Annotated in this window: 19 protein-coding genes; 12 read left to right on the top strand and 7 right to left on the bottom strand. The window is 73.5% G+C overall.

Annotated features, from left to right (window positions below; translation table 11 throughout):
• Window positions 1-38: 38 nt before the first annotated feature.
• From IO39_RS48660 to IO39_RS48650, 3 genes are all read left to right on the top strand, one after another.
• Window positions 39-794 (top strand): SCO6745 family protein, encoded by a 756-nt coding sequence (locus IO39_RS48660; RefSeq protein ID WP_043640673.1) that lies wholly within the window; start codon window positions 39-41, stop codon window positions 792-794.
• On the top strand, window positions 778-3,090 hold the full coding sequence (locus IO39_RS48655; RefSeq protein ID WP_084774772.1) for a hypothetical protein: 2,313 nt from the start codon (window positions 778-780) through the stop codon (window positions 3,088-3,090). The genes IO39_RS48660 and IO39_RS48655 overlap by 17 nt, the downstream gene beginning before the upstream one ends.
• Before the next feature lie 113 nt (window positions 3,091-3,203).
• Window positions 3,204-3,962 (top strand): SDR family NAD(P)-dependent oxidoreductase, encoded by a 759-nt coding sequence (locus IO39_RS48650; RefSeq protein ID WP_043640672.1) that lies wholly within the window; start codon window positions 3,204-3,206, stop codon window positions 3,960-3,962.
• On the opposite strand, the gene IO39_RS48645 is transcribed toward IO39_RS48650, so the two are convergent.
• A complete protein-coding gene (locus IO39_RS48645) occupies window positions 3,955-4,935 on the bottom strand; it encodes a helix-turn-helix domain-containing protein (protein ID WP_043640670.1) in 981 nt (326 codons plus the stop codon). The two genes, IO39_RS48650 and IO39_RS48645, sit on opposite strands and share 8 nt — an antisense overlap.
• 83 nt (window positions 4,936-5,018) lie before the next feature.
• Between IO39_RS48645 and IO39_RS48640 the strand changes: the two genes are divergently transcribed.
• The 7 genes from IO39_RS48640 (at window position 5,019) to IO39_RS48610 (ending at window position 14,394) form a co-directional block, all read left to right on the top strand.
• Window positions 5,019-5,636 carry a GNAT family N-acetyltransferase gene (locus IO39_RS48640; RefSeq protein ID WP_043640668.1) on the top strand — a complete coding sequence of 206 codons (618 nt, stop codon included), beginning with the start codon at window positions 5,019-5,021 and terminating at the stop codon, window positions 5,634-5,636.
• 82 nt (window positions 5,637-5,718) lie between these two features.
• The gene (locus tag IO39_RS48635; protein ID WP_043640666.1) at window positions 5,719-8,127 is read left to right on the top strand and encodes a GcvT family protein; all 2,409 of its coding nucleotides are present in this window, start codon (window positions 5,719-5,721) and stop codon (window positions 8,125-8,127) included.
• Window positions 8,124-9,329, top strand: coding sequence for a sarcosine oxidase subunit beta family protein (locus tag IO39_RS48630; protein WP_043640664.1), 1,206 nt, complete (start codon window positions 8,124-8,126; stop codon window positions 9,327-9,329). Before IO39_RS48635 ends, IO39_RS48630 begins: the two co-directional genes overlap by 4 nt.
• Window positions 9,329-9,571: a sarcosine oxidase subunit delta gene (locus IO39_RS48625; RefSeq protein ID WP_043640662.1), complete on the top strand. Its 243-nt coding sequence runs from the start codon at window positions 9,329-9,331 to the stop codon at window positions 9,569-9,571. The genes IO39_RS48630 and IO39_RS48625 overlap by 1 nt, the downstream gene beginning before the upstream one ends.
• Window positions 9,568-12,777: a 2Fe-2S iron-sulfur cluster-binding protein gene (locus IO39_RS48620; protein ID WP_043640660.1), complete on the top strand. Its 3,210-nt coding sequence runs from the start codon at window positions 9,568-9,570 to the stop codon at window positions 12,775-12,777. Before IO39_RS48625 ends, IO39_RS48620 begins: the two co-directional genes overlap by 4 nt.
• Window positions 12,778-12,838: 61 nt before the next feature.
• Window positions 12,839-13,519 carry an HNH endonuclease family protein gene (locus IO39_RS48615; protein ID WP_245642698.1) on the top strand — a complete coding sequence of 227 codons (681 nt, stop codon included), beginning with the start codon at window positions 12,839-12,841 and terminating at the stop codon, window positions 13,517-13,519.
• Window positions 13,520-13,602: 83 nt separating this feature from the next.
• Complete coding sequence (locus IO39_RS48610) at window positions 13,603-14,394, top strand: endonuclease/exonuclease/phosphatase family protein (protein WP_084774771.1); 792 nt, start codon at window positions 13,603-13,605, stop codon at window positions 14,392-14,394.
• 158 nt (window positions 14,395-14,552) lie between these two features.
• Here the strand turns inward: IO39_RS48610 and IO39_RS48605 are convergent, their stop codons facing one another.
• The 3 genes from IO39_RS48605 to IO39_RS48595 form a co-directional block, all read right to left on the bottom strand.
• Window positions 14,553-14,918: a PepSY domain-containing protein gene (locus IO39_RS48605; RefSeq protein ID WP_052424336.1), complete on the bottom strand. Its 366-nt coding sequence runs from the start codon at window positions 14,916-14,918 to the stop codon at window positions 14,553-14,555.
• Window positions 14,919-15,049: 131 nt separating this feature from the next.
• Window positions 15,050-16,288, bottom strand: a complete 1,239-nt coding sequence (locus IO39_RS48600; RefSeq protein ID WP_043640656.1) for a sensor histidine kinase — start codon at window positions 16,286-16,288, stop codon at window positions 15,050-15,052.
• Complete coding sequence (locus tag IO39_RS48595) at window positions 16,285-17,049, bottom strand: response regulator transcription factor (RefSeq protein WP_084774769.1); 765 nt, start codon at window positions 17,047-17,049, stop codon at window positions 16,285-16,287. The genes IO39_RS48600 and IO39_RS48595 overlap by 4 nt, the downstream gene beginning before the upstream one ends.
• Before the next feature lie 93 nt (window positions 17,050-17,142).
• On the opposite strand from IO39_RS48595, the gene IO39_RS51770 reads away from it, so the two are divergent.
• Window positions 17,143-17,559, top strand: coding sequence for a hypothetical protein (locus IO39_RS51770; RefSeq protein WP_052424335.1), 417 nt, complete (start codon window positions 17,143-17,145; stop codon window positions 17,557-17,559).
• Window positions 17,560-17,565: 6 nt separating this feature from the next.
• Here the strand turns inward: IO39_RS51770 and IO39_RS48585 are convergent, their stop codons facing one another.
• Both IO39_RS48585 and IO39_RS48580 read right to left on the bottom strand, forming a co-directional pair.
• A complete protein-coding gene (locus IO39_RS48585; protein ID WP_043640654.1) occupies window positions 17,566-17,910 on the bottom strand; it encodes a winged helix-turn-helix transcriptional regulator in 345 nt (114 codons plus the stop codon).
• Between the two features lie 33 nt (window positions 17,911-17,943).
• A complete protein-coding gene (locus IO39_RS48580) occupies window positions 17,944-18,768 on the bottom strand; it encodes an NAD(P)-dependent oxidoreductase (RefSeq protein WP_084774768.1) in 825 nt (274 codons plus the stop codon).
• A gap of 100 nt (window positions 18,769-18,868) precedes the next feature.
• Here IO39_RS48580 and IO39_RS48575 point away from each other — a divergent pair, with 100 nt between their 5' ends.
• Entirely contained in the window at window positions 18,869-19,135 is a 267-nt protein-coding gene (locus IO39_RS48575) for a hypothetical protein (RefSeq protein WP_043640653.1), read from the top strand.
• Here IO39_RS48575 and IO39_RS48570 read toward each other — a convergent pair.
• Complete coding sequence (locus tag IO39_RS48570; protein WP_043640650.1) at window positions 19,116-21,020, bottom strand: hypothetical protein; 1,905 nt, start codon at window positions 21,018-21,020, stop codon at window positions 19,116-19,118. The two genes, IO39_RS48575 and IO39_RS48570, sit on opposite strands and share 20 nt — an antisense overlap.
• Between the last annotated feature and the right edge of the window lies 1 nt (window position 21,021).

Raw genomic sequence — 21,021 nt, 5'->3', positions numbered from 1 at the left:
GGGGATGCTGGGTCTACTTCGCGAACTGAGAGGTGGACATGGCAGACCCGCGCACCACGGCAGTTCAGGTCAAGACCCCGATCGGGCAGCTCGGGGGCGGATTCATGGTCTCCAGGGAGGCCAAGGCCCTGTGCGAGGAGCACGGCCTCGGCCCCCGCGCCCTCTACTTCAGGGGCCGCTGCGGCGTGCTCGGCGAGTGCGACGCCGACGTGGTGACCGCCGCCGCCGTCTTCTTCCCGCAGGCACACGTCGAGGAGTCCTGGAACGCCGGCCGCAAGCTGCCGGTGGAGCGGGCCGTCGAGCTCTACACCGAGGCGTGCAGGGCGTGGGGCAGGCGCAAGCTCGGCGGCCACGACGGCTGCGCCAGGATCGCCGAGCTGCTGCTGCCGGTCGTCCGGCGCGCCTCGCCGGTGGGGGCACCGCTGTTCGCCGGCTGGCGGGCCGTGCCGCTGCCCGACGACGCGCCCGCCAGGGCCGTGCAGCTCATGCACGTCGTACGCGAGCTGCGCGGCGGCCTGCACGCCAACGCCGTGGTCGCGGCCGGCCTGCACCCGCTGGAGGCCACGCTGGCCGCGCAGCACTCCGGCACCCCGCTGGGGATCTCGCAGGGCGAGGCGGTCGCCCGGTTCTTCACCTGGCCGGAGCCGTACGAGCAGCCGGGCCCCGAGGTCGTGGCGCGCCGCGCGGCCGTCGAGGAGACCACCGACGACCTCATGGCGGAGGTGTTTTCGGTCCTGACGGACAGCGAATCGGACGAGCTGATCGAGCTTCTGCGTTTTGGGCACGCTCGTTGACCTGGCAGACTGGCTGCCCATGGACGTGGACATCTGGGCCTGGGTCGGCGAAACCCAGCAGCAGCTTTCCGAGGCGGGCAACGTTGGCCTCGCCATGGCGCTGGGAGACCTTCCCGCACAGGCCTATGAGGGCCGTTATCCCCAGCTCGACGTCATGGCTCCGGCCATCGCGCAGCAGGCCGAGTCCCTTGAGCTGCCCTGGCTCGAGTTCTACGCCCGCTACTGGCACCTGATCGGCCGCATCGGCGACCGGGCGCAGGGCGCGGTCGCCCTCGACGACGCGCACCAGCTGCTCGCGTTCGCTCAGCGCGAAGACGTGCGCGAGTGCCCCGCCACCCCGGCGGCCGTCGAGGCGCTGGCCATCGCCTGGGGCAACACCGACGGTCCCGGCCACGCCGCTGAGCGCCTGGAGACGCTCGGCGCCTACATCGAGGGTCTGAGCCCGGAGAAGCCCGCCTTCTCGGGGCTCGCGACCCAATACGTCGCCGCCCTCATCGACGCCGGCAAGGCGGGCGAGGCCGTGTCCTACGCCGAGTCCGCCGTCGAGCGGCTGAAGACGGCCGGGCGCGAGGCGAGCTGGGAGCTGGGCGCCGAGAGCGCCCGCGCGCTGCTGGCCGCCGGCCGCGCCGAAGACGCGCTCACCGCCCTCCAGGCCGCCTCCGGCTTCCAGGCCGACGACCCGGTGGCCAAGGAGCACCGCGACGGCGTGCGCCGCGCGCTGATCCTGGCCACGCTGGGCCGCATCGCCGAGTCCGTGGACGCGCTGCCCGACCTCGACGTGGTGGGCGAGCACCCGCGCGTGTGGGTCGAGTGGTCGCGCGCCGTCGCCAAGCTGGCCGGCTCCTCGCAGATCACCAACACCTGGCAGCTCGGCCGCGTCCTGCGCCAGTGGATCGACTACTTCGGCATGATGGGCGCCTACCGCGCCCGGGTCGAGCTCGCGCTGATCGCCGGCGACCTGGCGCTCGGGCGGCAGGGCGTGTGGCAGGCCAGGCTGCTGGCCGACCTGGCCGAGTCCGGCACCGCCGAGCTGCGCGAGACCGGCGACCTGGGCGAGCGCATCGCCGCCCTGCGCGCCGCCGCCGACGCCACCTCCGAGCCCGAGGCCCCCGGCTCCCTGGAGGAGCGCGTCGGCCAGTTCGACGCCGCCGACGGCTTCAACGCCGACCCCGAGAAGTGGGTCGGCTGGCTGGCCCCGCTGTCCGGCCAGGACGTCGAGGCCACCCGCCGCCACACCACCACGCTGGGCTTCCTCGGCTACCCCGCCACCGGCGCCGACATCTACTGGAAGCTGCTGGTCGACAGCGGCGACATCGCGAGCGCCGAGGCCGACGACGTGGCCTACCTGACCACGCTGCTCATCGAGGCCCGGCAGGACGAGCGGCTGGAGCAGATGGCCGCGATGCTGCCGCACGCCGCGCAATACCTCACGCTGGCCCGGCTCCACAGCGCCCGCGAGCGCTGGCAGGAGACCGTCGAGGCGGCCGAGCACGCCGTGCACGCCGGGGCCGGGATCGACGCCCGCCGCCTGCTGTCCGGCGCCGCCCAGCAGCTCGACCAGAACGCCAGGGCCGCCGAAGTGCTGCTGGAGGTGCTCGACGAGCTGGGCGACGAGGACGTCTGGCGCATGATCGTCATGGCGACCTCGGCCGAGGACTGGGAGACCGTGCGCAAGGGCGCGGCGAAGATCGGCATGCCGATCAAGTCCAAGGAGGGCCCGATCGAGGAGGAGATGGGCCTCATCAGGCTCATCCTGCCCGCCCCCGACGGCGGCCAGCGCCAGGTGCTGTCCATCCGCACCGGCCCCGCCACCGCCAGGCTGGCCCTGCCGCAGCCGCGCGGCATGGACTACAACGCCGGCGACCTGGTCGTGTTCGACCCGCAGCTGCTGGAGCCCGTCCCCGAGGACCCGCAGGAGCAGCAGAACTTCGTGCCCCCGTTCGCGGCGGTGCGCATCCTGCGGCCCGGCGGCTACACCAGCTACTTCTTCGACGGCGCCGCGCCGAGCGAGGAGGACTGGGCGGAGTTCACCGAGGTCATGGCCGAGCGCGGCTGGCCGATGTGGGTCTACAGCGACGAGAACTACACCGTCACCCACCCGACCAGCGGCGAGTCGCTGCCGGGCGTGTTCGGTTGGGTCGCGGTGCCGCCCAACGTGTCGCCCTCCGAGGTCGACGCCCTGCTCGACGACGCCACCGAGCGGTGGGTGCACCCGCTGGCCTGGCTCGACCTGGCCCGCGAGATCGACGTCGAGGTCGAGCGGCACGAGCGCATCGTCAAGGAATACGGCCTCTGAGCCGAGGCGAGGAACACGGTCTCTGAGCCGGGGCGAGGAGCACGGCCTCTCGCGCCGGGGCGAGGAGCACGGCCTCTGAGGTCGCCGGTCTTCCGGCAGAAGGGCGGGCAGGCGTGCTGGAGCGGTTCCGGCTGGACGGCAAGGTCGCGATCGTCACCGGCGCCTCGGCCGGGCTGGGCGTGGCCTTCGCCCGCGGCCTGGCCGAGGCGGGCGCCGACGTGGTGATCTGCGCCCGGCGCAAGGAGCGGCTGGAGGAGACGCGGCGGCTGGTCGAGGAGACCGGCCGCCGGTGCCTGGCCCTGCCCGCCGACGTGTCCCGCCCGGAAGACTGCGACGCGGTCGTGGCCGCCGCCGTCGAGACCATGGGCGGCGTCGACGTGCTGATCAACAACGCGGGCGTCGGCACCGCCGTGCCCGCGCTGCGCGAGACGCCCGAGGAGTTCCGCCAGGTCGTCGAGATCAACCTGCACGGCACCTACTGGATGGCGCAGGCGTGCGCGCGGGTGATGCGGCCCGGCTCCTCGATCGTCAACGTCGGCAGCGTGCTCGGCGAGACCACCGCCGGGCTGCCCCAGGCGGCCTACAGCGCCTCCAAGGCGGGCGTCGTCGGGCTGACCCGCGACCTGGCCCAGCAGTGGAGCGGCCGGCGCGGCATCCGGGTCAACTGCCTGGAGCCCGGCTTCTTCGCCTCCGAGATGACCGAGCAGTACAAACCGGGCTACCTGCAGCAGATGACCGAGCTGCGGGTGGTGATGAAGCGGGCGGGCGACCCGGCCGAGCTGGTGGCGGCGGCGGTGTTCCTGGCCAGTGACGCGGCCTCCTACGTCACCGGGGTCACCCTGCCGGTGGACGGCGGCCTCCTCATCACCTGAGCAGGTCGTCGTGCGCCGACAGATAGCCGGCGTGGAAGCGGGTCCTGGCGCCCAGGCGCTCGCAGAGCACCTGCACGCGGCGCTGCACGGTGCGGGGGCTCAGACCGAGCTGCCGGGCGATGGCGTCGTCCTTCATGCCGGCCGCCAGCAGCGCCAGCACCTCCTCGTCCGGGCCCTCCCGGTCCTGCTCCAGGCCCTCCGGCGTCAGGCGCAGCGGCACGGCCGCCCGCCACAGCGTCTCGAAGAGGCCGACCAGGGCGTCCAGCAGCGCCGACGGGTGCACGACCAGGGCGCTCTCCACGGCCCGGTCCTCGTCGGAGACCAGCGGCAGGATGGCGGTGCGGGCGTCGGCGACGGCGAGTTTCACCGGCACCTGGCCGAGCCTGGCTTGCTCGCCCTCGGCGATGGCGCGGCGGGTGTGGGCCAGCATGCCGGGCTGCTCGAAGGCCAGCGGGCTGTAGATGCCGCGGGTGACCGGCGCGCCCCGGCGGGCCGCGCGGCGGCGGTTCTCCTGGTCGTCGCTGATGTCCACCGCGTACGGCGGATGCACCAGCACCAGCATCTCCGTGGTGGCGTTGCGTTCGAGCTGGAGATAGCGCCTGGCCACGGCGTCGCGGCCGGTCACCACCTCCAGCACCTCCTCCGGATGCGGCCCGGTGCGCTCGGCCACCTCGGTGGCCAGGAGCGCGGCGGCGGCGCGGCTGTGGGTGAGCTCCTCCTGGCGGCGCGCGACGAGGATGTCGATGGCGATGTTCGGGGGCGTGGCGACCACGCGCAGCGGCCGGCCGGCCACCCGGGAGATCAGGCCGAGGTCCTCCAGCCTGGGCAGCATGCGCCGGATGGCAGCGGCGGACGAGCCGGTCTCGGCGGCGAGCTCGCTCAGCGTCGCGGGCCCGTGCCGCAGCAGGGCCCGGTAGGCGGTCTCCTCGGCGACGGTGACGCCGAGTCCTTCGAGTAAGCGCCGCTGCGCCATGTCGCCCTTTCCCGCCTCGCCCGTCGCCGCGCCGTCCGTCCCACGCGGTGATCCGAGGTCAGCGTACTGGTACGTTGTCGCGAATGATCTCCCCTTCTGTGCGTTCGTACCAGTCCCGGGATCTGGACGCCGTCTACGACATCTGTGTGCGCACCGCCGAGGGCGGAAGCGACGCCCGCGGCCTGTACGCCGACGACCGGCTCATGGGCGACCTGTTCGCCGCCCCGTACGTGATCATGGAGCCCGAGCACGCCCACGTGGTGGACGACGGCGAGGGCAACGCCGTCGGCTACATCGTGGGCACGGCCGACACCGAGCGGTTCGTGCGCCGCTACCGCGAGGAGTGGATCCCGCGGGCGGGGCTGCCCCTGCCGGCCGACCCGCCCGTCACCCGCGACGACGCGATGCTGGCCCTGCACTACCGGCCCGAGCGGATGATCCTGCCCGAGCTGGCGAAATACCCGGCCCACCTGCACATCGACCTGCTGCCGGAGTGGCAGGGCAAGGGGCGGGGGCGCAGGCTCATGGCCGCGTTCCTCGGCGGGCTGCGCGCGGCCGGGGTGCCGGCCGTGCATCTCAGCATGCTGACCAGCAACGTGGCGGCGCGGGCCTTCTACGACCGGCTCGGGTTCGAGGAGCTGGCCGTGCCGGACGCGGGTGTGGTCACCTATCTGGTGCGGGACACCTCGCCGCCGGCGTAGCTCTTGTTCCGGCGGGTCCTGGACTTTATGGTCGTTGCGTAGTCCGGTGTGCGTTGCGCATTAAGGAACAACCGGAGGCGCCATGAGCCGACCTCGTACGGTGATCGTGGGAGCGGGGATCGTGGGCTGTGCCCTCGCCGACGAGCTCACCGAGCGGGGGTGGACGGACGTCACGGTCGTCGACCAGGGCCCGCTCTTCGCCACCGGCGGGTCCAGCTCGCACGCCCCCGGCCTCGTCTTCCAGACCAACCCGTCCAAGACGATGACCGAGTTCGCCGCCTACACCGTGCGGAAGTACGCCGCGCTGGGCGGCGCGTGCTTCAGCCAGGTGGGCGGGCTGGAGGTGGCCACCACCGAGGAGCGCTGGGCCGACCTGCACCGCAAGCACGGCTGGGCCGAGTCGTGGGGCGTGGAGTCCCGCCTGCTCGACCCGGCGGGCTGCGCCGCGCTGTGGCCGCTGCTGGCCCGCGACAAGGTGCTCGGCGGCTTCCACGTGCCGGGCGACGGGCTGGCGGCGGCCGTGGCCTGCGGCCGGGCGCAGGCCGAGCGGGCCACCGGGCGCGGCGCCAGGTTCCTGGGCGGGCACACCGTGGTCGGCGTCGAGCAGCGGGGCGGGCGCGTCACCGGGGTGACGGTCGTGGCCTCGGGGGAGCACCGGACGATCCCCGCCGAGGTGGTGGTGTGCGCGGCGGGCTTCTGGGGGCCGTCGATCGGCGCGCTGGCCGGACTGACGGTGCCGCTGCTGCCGCTGGCCCACCAGTACGCCAGGTCCGGCCCGCTGGCCGGGCTCACGCCGGGCCCGATCCTGCGCCACCAGGACCGCGACCTGTACTTCCGGCAGCACGGCGACCGCATCGGCATCGGCTCCTACGCCCACCGCCCCATGCCGGTCGCCCAGGACGAGATCGGCCCCAGGGCCACCACGATGCCGTCGGTGCAGGCGTTCACCGAGGAGGACTTCGAGCCCGCCTGGCGTGACGCGGCCGAGCTGCTGCCCGCCCTGGCCGGCTCCAAGTACGAGGACGGCATCAACGGCGTCTTCTCCTTCACCCCCGACGGCTTCCCGCTGATCGGCGAGGCCCCGCACCTCGACGGGTTCTGGCTGGCCGAGGCCGTGTGGGTGACGCACTCGGCCGGGGTGGCGCGGGCGCTGGCGCAGGTGCTGGTGACCGGGCGCTCCGAGACCGACCTGCACGAGTGCGAGCTGAGCCGGTTCGAGCAGGCGCAGCTCTCGCCCGCGTTCGTCGAGGAGCGGGGCAGGCGCAACTTCGTGGAGGTCTACGACGTCATCCATCCGCTGCAGCCGATGGAGTCGCCGCGCCCGCTGCGCACCAGCCCGTTCTATCCGCGCCAGCGGGAGCTGGAGGCGTTCTTCCTGGAGGGGGCCGGGTGGGAGCGGCCGCACTGGTTCGAGTCGAACGCGCCGCTGCTGGAGGAGCTGCTGCGGGAGGAGCCGGACGGCGCCTTCCTGGGCACGCAGGGGCGGGACGCCTGGGCGAGCCGTTACTGGTCGCCGATCGCCGCCGCGGAGTCGTATGCCACCCGGCACCGCGCGGCGCTCTACGACATGACGCCGCTCAAGCGCATCGAGGTCAGCGGGCCGGGGGCGGCGGCGTTCCTGCAGCGGATGACCACGAACAACGTGGACAAGAAGCCGGGCTCGGTCACGTACACGCTGCTGCTGGACGCCAGGGGCGGCATCCGGTCCGACCTGACCGTGGCACGGCTGGGCGAGGACACCTTCCAGGTCGGCGCGAACGGCAATCTCGACCTCGCCTGGCTGGCCGGGCACGCGCCGGGCGGGGTGCGGGTGCGCGACCTGACGCCGGGCACCTGCTGCGTCGGCGTGTGGGGGCCGTGGGCCAGGGAGGTGGTGCAGGACCTCACGGACCTGGACCTGTCGCACCAGGGCTTTCCCTACTTCACCTGCAAGACCGGATATGTCGGCCACGTTCCGGTGCTCGCCCTGCGCGTCTCCTACGTGGGGGAGCTGGGCTGGGAGCTGTACACCAGCGCCGACCTGGGGCTGAAGCTCTGGGACACGCTCTGGTCCGGCGGGCGGGTGGTCGCCGGCGGCCGGGCCGCGTTCAACAGCCTGCGGCTGGAGAAGGGCTACCGGCTCTGGGGCGTCGACATGACGACCGAGCACAACCCGTACGAGGCGGGGCTCGGCTTCGCCGTCAGGGACGGCAAGGACTTCATCGGCCGCGACGCGCTGCGCGAGGACGTCACCCGCAAGCTCGTGCCGCTGATCGGCGCCGAGGTGGTCATGGGCAAGGAGCCGGTCAGGCACGACGGCCGCACCGTCGGTTACGTCACCAGCGCCGCCTACGGCCACACCGTCCGCCGCGCCATCGCCTACGCCTGGCTGCCGATCGAGCTGACCGAGCCCGGCACGCGGGTGGAGATCTCCTACTTCGGCCGCCGCGTCCCCGCGGAGGTCGCCGCCGAGCCGCTGTACGACCCCGGGATGGAGAAGATCAGGCGTTGACCCACCACCCCGACTTCCTCTGGCGCGACCCCGACCCGAGGCCCGCCTACGACGTGGTCATCGTCGGAGGCGGCGGGCACGGCCTGGCCACCGCCTACTACCTGGCCAGGAACCACGGCATCACGAACGTGGCCGTCCTGGAGCGGGGCTGGCTGGCCGGCGGCAACATGGCCCGCAACACCACGATCATCCGCTCCAACTACCTCTGGGACGAGAGCGCCGCGATCTACGAGCACTCGCTGAAACTGTGGGAGGGGCTGAGCGCGGAGCTGGACTACGACCTGAGCTTCAGCCGGCGCGGGGTGCTCAACCTGGCGCACCACCTGGGCGACGTGCGCGAGGGGCGGCGCCGGGTCAACGCCAACCTGCTCAACGGCGTGGACGCCGAATGGCTCGACGCCGACGAGGTCAGGAAGTTCTGCCCGATCGTCAACGTCTCCGAGCGGGCCCGCCACCCGGTTCTGGGGGCCACCTTGCAGCGGCGCGGGGGCATCGCCAAGCACGACCACGTGGCGTGGGCGCTGGCGCGTGGCGCGGACGCGTACGGGGTGGACCTGATCCAGGGGTGCGAGGTCACGGGCTTCGAGCTCCGGAAGAACCGGGTCGTGGCCGTGCGGACCTCGCGGGGCCGGATCGCCGCCGGGAAGGTCGCGCTGGCCGCGGCCGGGCACACCTCCGTGCTGGCCGCCCAGGCGGGCCTGCGGCTGCCGCTCCAGTCGCACCCGCTGCAGGCGCTGGTGTCGGAGCTGCTGGAGCCGGTGCTGAACTGCGTGGTCATGTCGAACGCCGTGCACGTCTACGTCAGCCAGGCCCACAAGGGGGAGCTGGTCATGGGGGCGAGCATCGACGCGTACAACTCCTACGGCCAGCGCGGCGGCGTGCACGTGATCGAGGCGCAGATGGCGGCGGCGCTGGAGCTGTTCCCGATCTTCAGCCGGGTCCGCGTGCTGCGCACCTGGGCGGGCGTCGTCGACGTCTCCCCGGACGCCTCGCCCATCATCGGCCGCACCCCGGTCGAGAACCTGTACCTCAACGCGGGCTGGGGCACCGGCGGCTTCAAGGCCACCCCCGGCGCCGGCTGGGTGTACGCCCACACCCTCGCCCACGAGCGCCCCCATCCGCTGGCGGAGCCGTTCGGGCTGGAGCGGTTCAGCACGGGCGCGCTCATCGACGAGCACGGCGCGGCGGCGGTGGCGCACTGATGATGTCCCTCGACTGCCCGCACTGCGGCCCGCGCGACGAGAACGAGTTCCACTACGGCGGCCAGGCCGGCGTCGCCTACCCGGCGCACGAGACCACCGACGAGGAGTGGGCCGCCTACGTCTTCCTCCGCGACAACCCCAAGGGCTGGTTCCGCGAGCGCTGGTTCCACGTCCACGGCTGCCGGACCTGGTTCACCGTCGAGCGGCACACCGTCACCCACGAGATCCGGAAGGCGCCATGAGGTTCACGTTCGACGGCCGCCCGATGCGGGGCGAGCCGGGTGACACGCTGGCCGCCGCGCTGCTGCGCAACGGCGTGCGGGTGGTGGGCCGCAGCGTGGCGCTGGGTCGGCCGCGCGGGATCTTCACGGCCGGCCCCGAGGAGCCGAACGCCCTGGTCAGGGTGGGCGCCGACCCGATGCTCGCGGCCACCACGGTGGAGCTGCACGACGGGCTGGAGGCGTGGAGCCTGCGCGGCAAGGGTCGCGTGAACCTCGACGCCGTGGCTCTCGGCGCCGTGGACCTCGACCCCGCGAACCTCGACCCCGCGAACCTCGACCCCGCGAACCTCGACCCCGTGGACGAGCGCCGGTGTGACAAGGGCTACCTGCACTGCGACGTGCTCGTGGTCGGCGGCGGGCCGGCCGGGCTGGCCGCCACCGTGGCCGCCGGGCGGTCGGGCGCGCGGGTGATCCTCGTGGACGAGCAGCCCCGCCTCGGCGGCGACCTGCTGAACTCGCGGGTGCGCCTGGACGGCGCGCCCGGGCCGGACTGGGCGGCCGGGCTCGACCTGCCCGCCCGGGTGCTCACCACGACCACCGCCGTCGGCTGCTACGACCACGGCTACGTGGTGGCGGTGGAGCGGCGGGCGCGCGGCGAGCGGTTGTGGCACATCAGGGCGCGCCGGGTGGTGCTGGCGACGGGGGCGCACGAACGCTCGCTCGCCTTCCCCGGCAACGACCGGCCCGGGGTGATGCTGGCCTCGGCGGCCCGCGCCTACGCCAACCGGTACGGCGTCGCGCCCTGGCGGCGGGCCGTGGTGTTCGCCTGCGCGGACTCCGGCTACGAGGCGGCGCGCGACCTGGAGGCGGCCGGCGTGGCGGTCGTCGCGATCGCCGACCCCCGGGACGGGCAGGTGGTGACCGGCACGACCGGCGACGCCGACGGCGTGCTCGACGGCGTCCTCATCGCGGAGCGTCCCGGGAAGGAGCGTCCCGGAGAGGCCCGCGCCGGGGTGCGGCGGGTCGAGGCCGAGCTGCTGGCGGTGGCGGGCGGCTGGAACCCGGCGGTGCACCTGTTCGGCCAGGCGCGGGGGCGGCTCAGGTTCGACGAGGAGCTGCAGGCGTTCGTGCCGGACGGCCCGGCCCCGGGGGTGCGCTGCGCCGGGGCGTGCAGGGGCGTGTACGGCACCCGGGAGGCCATCGCGGACGGCTACGCCGCCGGGACCGAGGCGGCCGGAGGCAGCGCGCACGGGCTGCGGGTGCCGTCCTGCGAAGACCGCCGGCAACGCCCCCATCGCCCGCCGGCCGCGTTGTGGCTGGTCGAGGGCGACTCGGACGAGCCCGCCTTCGCCGACCTGCACCGCGACGTGACCGTGGCCGACCTGGCCAGGGCCACCGGCACCGGGATGCGCTCGGTCGAGCACGTCAAGCGCTACACCACCGCCGGCACCGGCGCCGATCAGGGCAAGACCTCGAGCGCGGTGGTGGTCGGCGTCATGTCCGCCCTCCTCGGCACGGCTCCGGGCCAGGTGGGGACGACGACGTTCCGGCCCCCGTACGTGCCGGTCTCGTTCGCTGCCTTCGCCGGCCGCGACCGCGGCGAGCTGTCCGACCCCGTCAGGACCACCGCCATGCACGACGCCCACGTCGCCAGGGGAGCGGTGTTCGAGAACGTCGGCCAGTGGAAACGCCCCCGGTACTTCCCGCTGGACGGCGAGTCGATGGCGCAGGCAGTGTGGCGCGAGTGCGTGGCCGCCCGCACCGCCGTGGCCGCCATGGACGCCTCCACGCTGGGCAAGATCGACATCCGGGGCGCGGACGCCGGGGCGTTCCTCGACCGGATCTACACGAACGTGTACTCCACGCTGCCCGTCGGCGCCTGCCGTTACGGGGTGATGTGCGGGGCCGACGGGATGGTGTTCGACGACGGCACCACGACCAGGCTCGCCGCGGACCGCTTCCTCATGACGACGACCACGGGCAACGCCGCCGCCGTGCTCGACCGGCTGGAGGAGTGGCACCAGACGGAGTGGCCGGAGCTGGACGTGTCGTTCACCTCGGTCACCGACCACTGGGCGACCGTCGTGGTGGCCGGGCCGCACGCCCGGCGGGTGATCGCGGCCGTCGCGCCGGAGGCGCTCGGCCTGGCGTTCATGCGGTACACCGACGCCGCCGTGCTGGGCGTGCCCGGCAGGGTGTTCCGGATCAGCTTCTCCGGCGAGCTGGCCTACGAGGTGAACGTGCCGTGGCCGTACGGCAGGGCGTTGTGGGAGGCGGTGCTGGAGCTGGGCGCGGTGCCGTACGGGACCGAGACCATGCACGTGCTGCGGGCCGAGAAGGGGTTCGCGATCGTCGGCCAGGAGACCGACGGCACCGTCACCCCGCAGGACCTCGGCATGGCGTGGATCGTCTCCCGGCGCAAGCCGGACTTCGTCGGCAAGCGCTCGCACGCCCGCCCCGACACCGCCCGCGACGACCGCAAACGCCTGGTGGGCCTGCTGCCCGACGACCCGGAGACCCTGGTGGACGAGGGCGCCCAGCTCGTCGGCTCGCCGGGCGGGCCGATGCTCGGGCACGTGACCTCCAGCTACCGCAGCGCCGCGCTCGGCCGCACGTTCGCCCTGGCCCTGGCCGCCCGGGTGGTCCCCGGCGACCGGCTGACGGCCGTGTCGGGAGGGACGGCGAGCCCGGTCACCGTCGTGGCGCCCGTCTTCTACGACCCGGGCAACGAGCGGCGCGAGGGCGAGCCGCTGACGGACGCCCCGCCCCCTCCGCGCGTGGCCGTGCCGCGCCGGGAGAGCCCGGCCGCGCCGTTCGCCGCCCGCTTCGCGGCGGCGGGCACGGACGCCGTACGCCTGCGCGAGCTGCCCTTCGAGCCCATGTGGGAGGTGCGCGGCGCGGACCCGGGCGGGGAGGGCACGGTCCTGCGGCTGGGCCCGTCGTGGTGGCTCGTCTGCGGCAACGTCTCCCCGCGGGCGCACTGGGTGGACGTGTCGGGCCAGCGCACGATCCTCGAACTGTCCGGCCCCGCCGCCGAGGACGTCCTGGTCACCGGCTGCCCCGTCGATCTGCACCCCTCGGCCTTCCCCGGCCACGCGCAGACCCTGCTCGGGAGGACGTCGGTGGTCCTGGAGCGCCGCGCCCCCGGCGTCCACCGCATCTACGTCAGGTCGTCGTTCACCCGATATCTGGCGGAGTGGCTGCTGGACGCCATGGAGGCGTTATAAGCCCCTTTAAGGGCATTACCTAGACTTTAACGAAATATCGCGAAAAGTCTGGGGAGCGGGCGTGCGGGTGCGGGTGTTCATGGCCGGTCTGGCCACGGTGGCGGCGCTGGCCGGGTGCGGCGGGCTCGACACGGCACGATCGTCCGGCGACGGCGGCGGCAAGGCTCCGAAACCCGACGCCTCTTCGGTCTCCGAGGCCCGCGAGAAGCTGGACCGGCTCGCCGTCAAGGGCCGCGCCCCCAAGACCGGCTTCGACCGCGACAAGTTCGGCCCGGCCTGGTCCGACGTGGACCGCAACGGCTGCGACACCCGCAACGACATCCTCAAGCGCGACCTGGAGGACGAGACGTTCAAGGCCGGCACCCGCGACTGCATCGTCCTGACCGGCACCCTCCACGACCCGTACGGCGGCAAGACCATCAAGTTCCGGCGCGGCCAGGACACCAGCACCGCCGTGCAGATCGACCACCTGGTGCCGCTGTCGGACGCCTGGCAGAAGGGCGCCCAGCGGTGGTCGGCGGCCAAGCGCAAGGAGTTCGCCAACGACCCGCTGAACCTCCTGGCCGTGGACGGCCCGCTGAACGGCCAGAAGAGCGACTCCGACGCCGCCACCTGGCTCCCGCCCCGCACGTCCTACCGCTGCGCCTACATCGTCCGGCAGATCGACGTGAAGGCCAAGTACGACGTCTGGGTGACCTCGGCGGAGAAGGCCGCCATGGAGGGCATTCTGAAGAAGTGCTGACGCCCGGGCCGTCACGCTCGCGGCCGATGTGGCGTCGCGGGCGGGCTCCACGTCCGGCGCCGCGCCACGTAAGATCATGAAGCATGCGTGTGACGAGACGTGGCCACCTCATCATCGGGTTGATCCTGCTCGCCGCCGCGGCCCCGCCGCCCGCGCACGCCGCGCCGCGCGCCAAGGCCCCCGTCGTGGTGCTGAGCTGGAACATCAGGGGCGAGAACGCCGACATGAAGGCCATCGCCAAGGTCATCCGCGACAGCGGCGCCAACGTCGTCACCCTCCAGGAGATCCACCGCAGGCCGGGCGCCGACCAGGTGCGGCAGCTCGCCGACGAGCTGGGCTGGGACCTGACGGCCAACGCCCACTTCGGCGCGGGCGACGACGCCGGGCCCTGTGACGCGCCGCAACCGGGGAAGGCGGGCAACGCGATCCTGTCGTCGTACCGGATCGTCGAGCGGGTGACGATCCCGCTCTCCGGCTTCGCCACCTGCCCCGTCAACCGTTCCATGGCCGGGGTCAGGCTCGACCTCGGCGGGGGCTCGCAGGTGCGGGTGTTCACCACGCACCTGTCGCCGGGCCTGTCGCGCACGTCCGTCAAGCGGCGCGAGGCGCAGGCCGCCAGGGTGCGCGACTACTTCGGCTACCGCTCGCCGCTGATCCTCACCGGCGACTTCAACGCCCTGCCGTCGGACCCGCTGTCGAAGCGGTTCAGGAACGTGGGCTGGCTGGACACCGGCTCCAAGCACGCCAACAAGCCCACGCACGGCAACGCCCGCATCGACTACGTCTACACCCGGGGGATGACGACGACCAGCGGCTCCGTGCTGAACACCACGCTGTCCGACCACCGCCCGATCGTCATGCGCATGGTCCGCTGACGCCCGACGCCTGGACGGCCGTCCTCAGGGCGGCCCGCCGATCCGAGGGCGGCCCGGCGGCCTGCGGTGGCCCGCCGGCAGCTCCGGCGACATGCCGATGCCGGCCCGCGTGCGGCGCGGACCGGCATCATCTTCGGCATTACTTCGTAAAGGCGGGATCAGTCGTCGTCCCCGTCATCACCGTCGTCGTCCTGGTCGTCGTCGTCCTGGTCGGCCTGCTGCTTGGTGACCTTGCCGGAGGCGGCGTCCACGTCCACCTCGTGCCGCTCCGAGCCCTTGGTCAGCTCGATCTCCCAGGTGTCGGCCTGCTTGCCGCGGCTGTCGAAGTCGAGCTCGCTGACCCAGGAGCCGGGGACCTCCTTCAGCGCGATGCCGATGGCCTGCTCCGCGGTGACCTTGGGGGCGACGGCGGGGGCCGCGGTCTCGGCGGCCTCGGAGGCGTAGGCGGCGGTGGCGTAGACCGCGCCGCCGGTGGCGGCGAGGGAGACGATTCCTGCGACGAGGAGCTTCTTTGTGATCTGCATGTCTCCAGGTAACCGCGATCCCCGGTAACCGGGCGCTAAAGGACGGTTAAGCCCACGAGAAGGCCGGTCAGGGGGCGCTGGGTCCCCACGAGAAGGCCGGTCAGGGGCGCCGAGGTCCCGCGAGAAGGGCGTCAGGGGGCGCCGAACCGCAGTTCGACCCGGGCGCCGCCGGCCGCGGAGCGGGAGACGGCCAGGCCGCCGCCGGAGGACTCGGCGGTGCGCCGGGCGATGTCCAGCCCGAGCCCCGTCGATCCGCCGCCGCTGGTGCCCCGTTCCAGCAGCTCGGGCTCGAACCCGGGCCCGGCGTCCTCCACGGCCAGCAGGGCGCCCTCGGGAGCGGGGTGGAGCCGTACCGCCATGGCGGCCCCCTCGGGGGTGTGCGCGAAGACGTTGCCGAGCAGCGCGTCCACGCAGGCCGCCAGCTCCCCGGCGCCCACCGCGACCGTCAGGGGCCCGTCCGGCAGGGAGACGGTCACCTCGCGGCCCTGGTCCTCGGCCAGCACCGACCAGAACCGCACCCGTTCGCGCACCACGGCCGCCGCGTCGCAGGAGTCGCGCTCGGCGGTGCGCCGCCGCGCCTCGGTGATGACCGCGCTCACCGCGCGCTCCAGGGCGTCCACCCGGGCCTGGACGCGGGCGGCCTCCTCCGGGTCCCGCAGCGACTCGGCGTCCAGCCGCAGGCCCGTCAGGGGGGTGCGCAGGCGGTGCGACAGGTCGGCGACCGACTCCCGTTCGGCCGCCAGCAGCTCGTCGATCCGGCCCGCCAGGTGGTTGAGCGCCAGCGCCACGGAGCGCACCTCGGGCGGCCCGCCGGGCTCGGCCCTCGCGGTCAGATCGCCGCCGGCGAGCCGGTGCGAGACCCGGGCGAGCCCGTCCACCGGCCGGGTGACGGCCTGCGCCAGCCGGTCGGCCAGCACGATGCCCAGGGCGACCAGCGCGATGCCGAGCAGCGCCAGCGCCGCCCAGGTGGCCGGCACGCCGCGCATCAGCTCGGAGTCGGGCACGAACACCCTGATGACGGCCGTGCCCTCGGGCGACTGGGCCGAGACGAGCACCTCCCTGCCGCCGTGGGCCTCGGCGGTGACGCTGCGCCCGGTCGCGGCCAGCCGTACGGCGTCGGAGCGGGGGGCCTGGGCGCCGGCCGTGCGGCCGCCGGGCAGGAACACCGTCACGGGCCGCGACACCTGCGCCAGGGTCAGCTCCAGGTCGGGGGTGCCCACCGCGACCGCGACGAACTCGGCGGTGGACGTGGCACGGCTCATGGCGCCGTTCTCGGCCACGGCCCGGATCAGCAGCGCCATCGGCACCAGCAGCGCGATCAGCACCAGCGAGGTCGTGGCCGCGACCAGCAGCGCCAGCCAGCGCCTCATGACACCCCGTCCGCCGGCCGGGCCTGCGACCCTGACGGCGCCTCTGCCGGCGCCCCTGACGGCAGGCCTGGCGGGGACTCCGGCGGCGGTTCGACGAGCTTGACGCCGACGCCGCGCACGGTGTGCAGGTAGCGCGGCTCGGCGGCCGTCTCGCCCAGCTTCCTGCGCAGCCACGACAGGTGCACGTCCACGGTCTTGTCGGCGCCGCCGTACGGGAGCTGCCACACCTCGGTCAGTAGCTCCCGCTTGGTGACGACCTCGCCCGGCCGCGCCGCGAGATAGTGCAGCACGTCGAACTCGCGCGGCGTCAGGTCCAGCGGCTCGCCGCCGAGCGTGGCGGTGCGCGCCCGCGGGTCCACCTTGAGCGTCCCGACCTTCAGCGCCTCCTCGGGCGCCGCCCCGCCGGCCCGCCGCAGCACGGCCCGTACGCGCGCGTCGAGCTGCGCCGCGCTGTACGGCTTGACCACGTAGTCGTCGGCCCCCGCGTCCAGCACCGGCACCATCTCGGCGTCGCCGTCGCGGGCGGTGGCCACGATGACCGGCACCTGGCTGACCGCCCGCAGCATGCGCAGCAGCTCCACCCCGTCGAGGTCGGGCAGGCCCAGGTCGAGCACGATCAGGTCGGGCCGGTCCTGCACGGCCAGCCGCAGCCCGTCCATCGCCGTGGGGGAGGAGGAGACGGCGTGGCCGAACTCGCGCAGGCCGCGGCTGAGCGCCGTACGGATCGCCACGTCGTCCTCGATGAGCAGGATGTCCGCCATATACATGAACGTAAACGCTGGACGGGGATGCGCTGGGCAGCCTTAGCGTCGCCTTAACCTGGGCTTAGCCGGACATGGGGGAACGTGGGAGCCATGAAGAAGCTGGTCGCGGCCTGGGTCGCCACCGCGGTCGCCGCGACGGGCGCCGCCGTGGCGGTGCTCCTCCTGCTCGGCAACGGCCTCACCGGCACCGACAGCCACGTGCTCGGCCCGTCGGAAGTCCGCGCCGCCCTGGCCACCGCCACCACCCGCGCCGCGGCCCCGTCGCGCGCCCCTTCGCCGGCGCCGGCGGGCCAGGACAGGCTGATCCGCAGCGCGGGCGGCACGGTGATCGCCTCCTGCGAGGGCGACCTGGTCACCCTGCGCTCGTGGAGCCCGGCCCAGGACTGGTCGGTGGACGAGGTCGAGTCGGGCCCGGCCAGGGAGGCCAAGGTCGAGTTCGAACCGGACGACGGCGACGAACTGGAACTCACCATCCTCTGCCGCGCCGGTGTGCCCGTGACGCAGTGAGCGTGGTCATGCCTTGCCGTGGGTGGGGACGATGTCGAGTTCGCTCATGCGAGCGGCGCCCCATTTGCCCAGGGCGCCGAGAGCGGCGTAGAGGGCGGCGCCTTCGCCGGTCAGCTCGTACTCGACCCGGGGCGGCGTCTCGTCGAACACCGTTCGCCGTACGATGCCGTCCGCCTCGAGCTCGCGCAGCTGCTGGGCGAGCACCTTCTCGCTGATGCCGGGCAGGCTGCGGCGCAGCTCCCCGAAGCGGTGGAGCCGCTCGTCGAGAGCCCAGAGGATCAGCGCCTTCCACTTCCCCCCGACGACGTCCATCGCGGCGTCGAGGGCGCAGATGTAGGGCGGGTTGCGCATTCACCCCATGATAGCCACGCCGCCCCGCCCGGCTCAGCCGGCGACGGCCCTCCGCATGCGCCACAGCGAGGCGCGCAGGTGCCCGGCCAGCTCCGCCGGCACCCCCGCCTCGTCCGAGGTGAGGAGCATGGTCTCCAGGCCGGTCGCCTGCATGGCCGGGTTGTACTCCTCGGGCACGGACTCGCTCACGTCCGCACCTTCGACCATGGGCGCGAGCATCTGCTCCATCCAGGGCCGGAGCACCTCGCGTTTGAACGCTTCCACGTCGCCGCCTGACGCGTGCACCAGGGCCACGGCGTGGTCGACGCCGGCGCTCATGCCGTACATGCCGCTCAACGCCGCCATGTCGTACAGCGCCGCCAGCCCGTGATCCTCCCCCGCCCACTGCGGGCGGCCGAGCGGGGCGAGCACGGGCGCGAGCCGGTCGAACAGGTCACGCGGGCCGCTGTAGAGGATGAAGGCGCCCTCCGACCCCACCGTCGGCGGCACGGCCATGATCCCGCCGGCCAGGAACCGCACCCCGAACTCCCGCATCCACCCGGCGAACTCGCGCGCCTGCCGAGCGGAACCGCTGGTGAGGTTGACCAGTGTCGTGCCCGCCAGCTTCCCGGTGACCGGGCCGAGCGCTTCGCGCACGCTGACGTCGTTCAGCAGGCACACGATCGTCACCTCGGACACCCCGATCGCCTCCGCCACGCTCGCCGCCTCCCGCGCGCCCTGCGCGACCAGGGCGCCGGCCCTGCCGGGCGTACGGTTCCAGACCGTCACCTCATGACCGGCGGCGATCAGCGCGCCCGCCAGCGCCCGCCCCATGGCTCCCAGCCCCAAAACACTGATGCGTTCATGTCGTGTGTTCATGGAGAACACTGTTCATCCGGGGCGTCACGCCCGGCAAGAACGCACTTTGAAGTGCGTGATTACCTGGAGGTAAGCCTCGAACGTCAGCGGTTGGGCGTTGATGGAGGCTCCTCGGCCGCGCACGGTCCGGGTCCGGTGGGAGCCCCACCGGCCGCACACGCCCGTGACCCGCGTCATCGAGACCTCCTGCTGCGGCACCCTCGAATGGTGCTCCGAGGGCGGGCGCTACCTGGTCCTGCGGAGGGGTGAGCGGGGTCAGGAGGAGGCGGGGCGCGGGCGTTACCCAGAGGCGCGCGCCGTGTGGGCCGCGCTCGTCGCGCGGCACGAATGCGCCGACGACGACGAGCTCAGGAGGTTTCGGCGGTGAGTGCGGACTTCGTCAGCTCGGCCTGGCGGCGGATCTGGCCCAGGATGACGGGGTTGACGCCCTTGGCCTCGAACGTGGCCACCATCCGGTCCATCACCGCGTGCGCCCGGTCCAGGTCGCCCTGCCGGGCCTCGGCCCGGGCCAGGCGGCGCATCACCAGGTTGAGCGTGATGTTGTCGATGGTGCCCTCGCGGGCGACCTGTCCCAGGTGCTCGATGCCCTGCTTCGGGTCCGGCGGCCGGACGCGCAGGCGGTTGTCGGGGGTCAGCTCCTTGAAGCCGCGCTCGGCGTTGAGCCCTTTGACCAGCCGGGCGTACACGGCCAGCGGGTGCCCGCCGTGGCGGCTGATGACCTCGTCGAGGGCGTCGTTGCCGGGCTGCAGGCCGGGGGAGTCGGAGCCGAGCAGGGAGAACAGCTTGCCCTGGTCCTCGCCCAGCATCAGCTCGGCCACCAGGTGGTCCTCGCGGCTGACGGGCAGGCGGACGTGGACGGGGCAGAGGGGGGAGACGATGCGGGAGCCGTCGGCGGCGATGTACTGGGCGCGGACCTGGTACTCGCCGGGCTGCTGGAAGTAGTGGCCGTCGCGCCCGTGCCCGATGTACGCGCTGCGGTACATCGCCGGGTTGCCCGCGTCGAGCCGGATCCGCGGCGACCGGTCCACGCAGTGGCGCATCATCGGCCGGTACAGCACGGTCCTGCCGCCCGGCTGGGTGATCGAGACCTGGGTGAACTCCGTGTCGGGGTGCAGGTGGCCGTGGGTGGTGCGCGGCTCGCCGGCGCAGGAGAGCCGCAGCTCGACCACGACGGGCTCGCCGAACTCGAACGACTCCTTGGCGCGTACGTCGAGCCGCAGCCCCGAGTGGTCCTCGACCGGCGGCTCGAAGGGGTCGATCTCGGCCGCGCCGGTGCCGAACGCGTTGGCCCCCATGCAGACGTCGCGGTAGAAGCCGTGGCGCAGGTGCAGCAGCTCGGCGTCGGTGAACTGGAAGGGGAACGCGGACCAGTAGCCCTCCTCGCCGCCGGGCCGGTAGTGCTGCACGTAGTTCATCCACGACAGGTCGCCGAAGCCGCCGTCGGGGCCGAGGGGCTGGGGCGGGGTGGCGAGGTTCTTCTGCCAGGAGTGCAGCAGGTTGAAGGCGTGCCCGAGCTCGTGCACGTACGTGCGCAGCTGGGCCCGCTGCGCCTGCGGCGTCTCACCCTTGATCGCCTCGTGGAAGACCGCAGCCCCCTGCCGCTGGTGCGCGTCGTTGTAGTCGAACATGATGCCCCGGTAGCCGCCCACGTGCTTGCCGGCCACCAGCAGCCACAGGCGCCAGGCCACGGAGTCGCCGAACCGGCTGAAGTGGCGGGTCATCGCGTGGTGCAGCTCGGCGTCGTCCCAGGCCAGGTCCGTGCCGGAGTCCTGCACCGGGATCACGCCCGGCTCGGTGGTCTTCAGCTCGACGCCCGCCTCGGCGTACGCGGCGACCACGCTCAGCTCCCTGGCGGGCGAGCCGGCCGGCCCCGGCAGCGACCCCGTCGCGTACGACACGAACGGCACCGCCCCGGCCACCGCGTCCACCTCCAGCAGCGCGCTGCGGAAGTACGGCGACTCGAACGACACCTGGTAGGTGCGCCCGGCGACGGTGGCGGTCCCGGCCCCGCCGGCGATCTCCACCGCCACGTCCCGGTCGGGGACGTCGAAGGTGAAGGCGCCCGTGCCCTGGATCCGCCCGTCGCGCACGCGGGCGGCCCTGACGACGAACGAGCCGACGTAGGAGGTGGTCGCGCCGGCCACGCCGAACAGGTCGCCGCTGAGCGCCCCCGTCGGCCGCGGCCCGTCCACGTCGACCCGCAGCGCCAGCCGGGAGTCGCCGTCCTGTCCCTGGTACGTCCCGCTGATCATG

The organism is Nonomuraea candida (assembly GCF_000725485.1).
GTDB lineage: Bacteria > Actinomycetota > Actinomycetes > Streptosporangiales > Streptosporangiaceae > Nonomuraea > Nonomuraea candida.
This window is presented reverse-complemented; position numbering and strand designations above follow the sequence as displayed.

Bases quoted from the DNA above. Each gene is read 5' to 3' on its own strand.
- IO39_RS48570 (WP_043640650.1), bottom strand. From the start codon at position 21,020: ATGATCAGCGGGACGTACCAGGGACAGGACGGCGACTCCCGGCTGGCG.
- IO39_RS48635 (WP_043640666.1), top strand. From the start codon at position 5,719: ATGAGCCGACCTCGTACGGTGATCGTGGGAGCGGGGATCGTGGGCTGT.
- IO39_RS48600 (WP_043640656.1), bottom strand. From the start codon at position 16,288: ATGAGGCGCTGGCTGGCGCTGCTGGTCGCGGCCACGACCTCGCTGGTG.
- IO39_RS48660 (WP_043640673.1), top strand. From the start codon at position 39: ATGGCAGACCCGCGCACCACGGCAGTTCAGGTCAAGACCCCGATCGGG.
- IO39_RS48625 (WP_043640662.1), top strand. From the start codon at position 9,329: ATGATGTCCCTCGACTGCCCGCACTGCGGCCCGCGCGACGAGAACGAG.
- IO39_RS48595 (WP_084774769.1), bottom strand. From the start codon at position 17,049: ATGGCGGACATCCTGCTCATCGAGGACGACGTGGCGATCCGTACGGCG.
- IO39_RS48605 (WP_052424336.1), bottom strand. From the start codon at position 14,918: ATGCAGATCACAAAGAAGCTCCTCGTCGCAGGAATCGTCTCCCTCGCC.
- IO39_RS48645 (WP_043640670.1), bottom strand. From the start codon at position 4,935: ATGGCGCAGCGGCGCTTACTCGAAGGACTCGGCGTCACCGTCGCCGAG.
- IO39_RS48610 (WP_084774771.1), top strand. From the start codon at position 13,603: ATGCGTGTGACGAGACGTGGCCACCTCATCATCGGGTTGATCCTGCTC.
- IO39_RS48580 (WP_084774768.1), bottom strand. From the start codon at position 18,768: ATGAACACACGACATGAACGCATCAGTGTTTTGGGGCTGGGAGCCATG.
- IO39_RS48620 (WP_043640660.1), top strand. From the start codon at position 9,568: ATGAGGTTCACGTTCGACGGCCGCCCGATGCGGGGCGAGCCGGGTGAC.
- IO39_RS48640 (WP_043640668.1), top strand. From the start codon at position 5,019: ATGATCTCCCCTTCTGTGCGTTCGTACCAGTCCCGGGATCTGGACGCC.
- IO39_RS48575 (WP_043640653.1), top strand. From the start codon at position 18,869: ATGGAGGCTCCTCGGCCGCGCACGGTCCGGGTCCGGTGGGAGCCCCAC.
- IO39_RS51770 (WP_052424335.1), top strand. From the start codon at position 17,143: ATGAAGAAGCTGGTCGCGGCCTGGGTCGCCACCGCGGTCGCCGCGACG.
- IO39_RS48585 (WP_043640654.1), bottom strand. From the start codon at position 17,910: ATGCGCAACCCGCCCTACATCTGCGCCCTCGACGCCGCGATGGACGTC.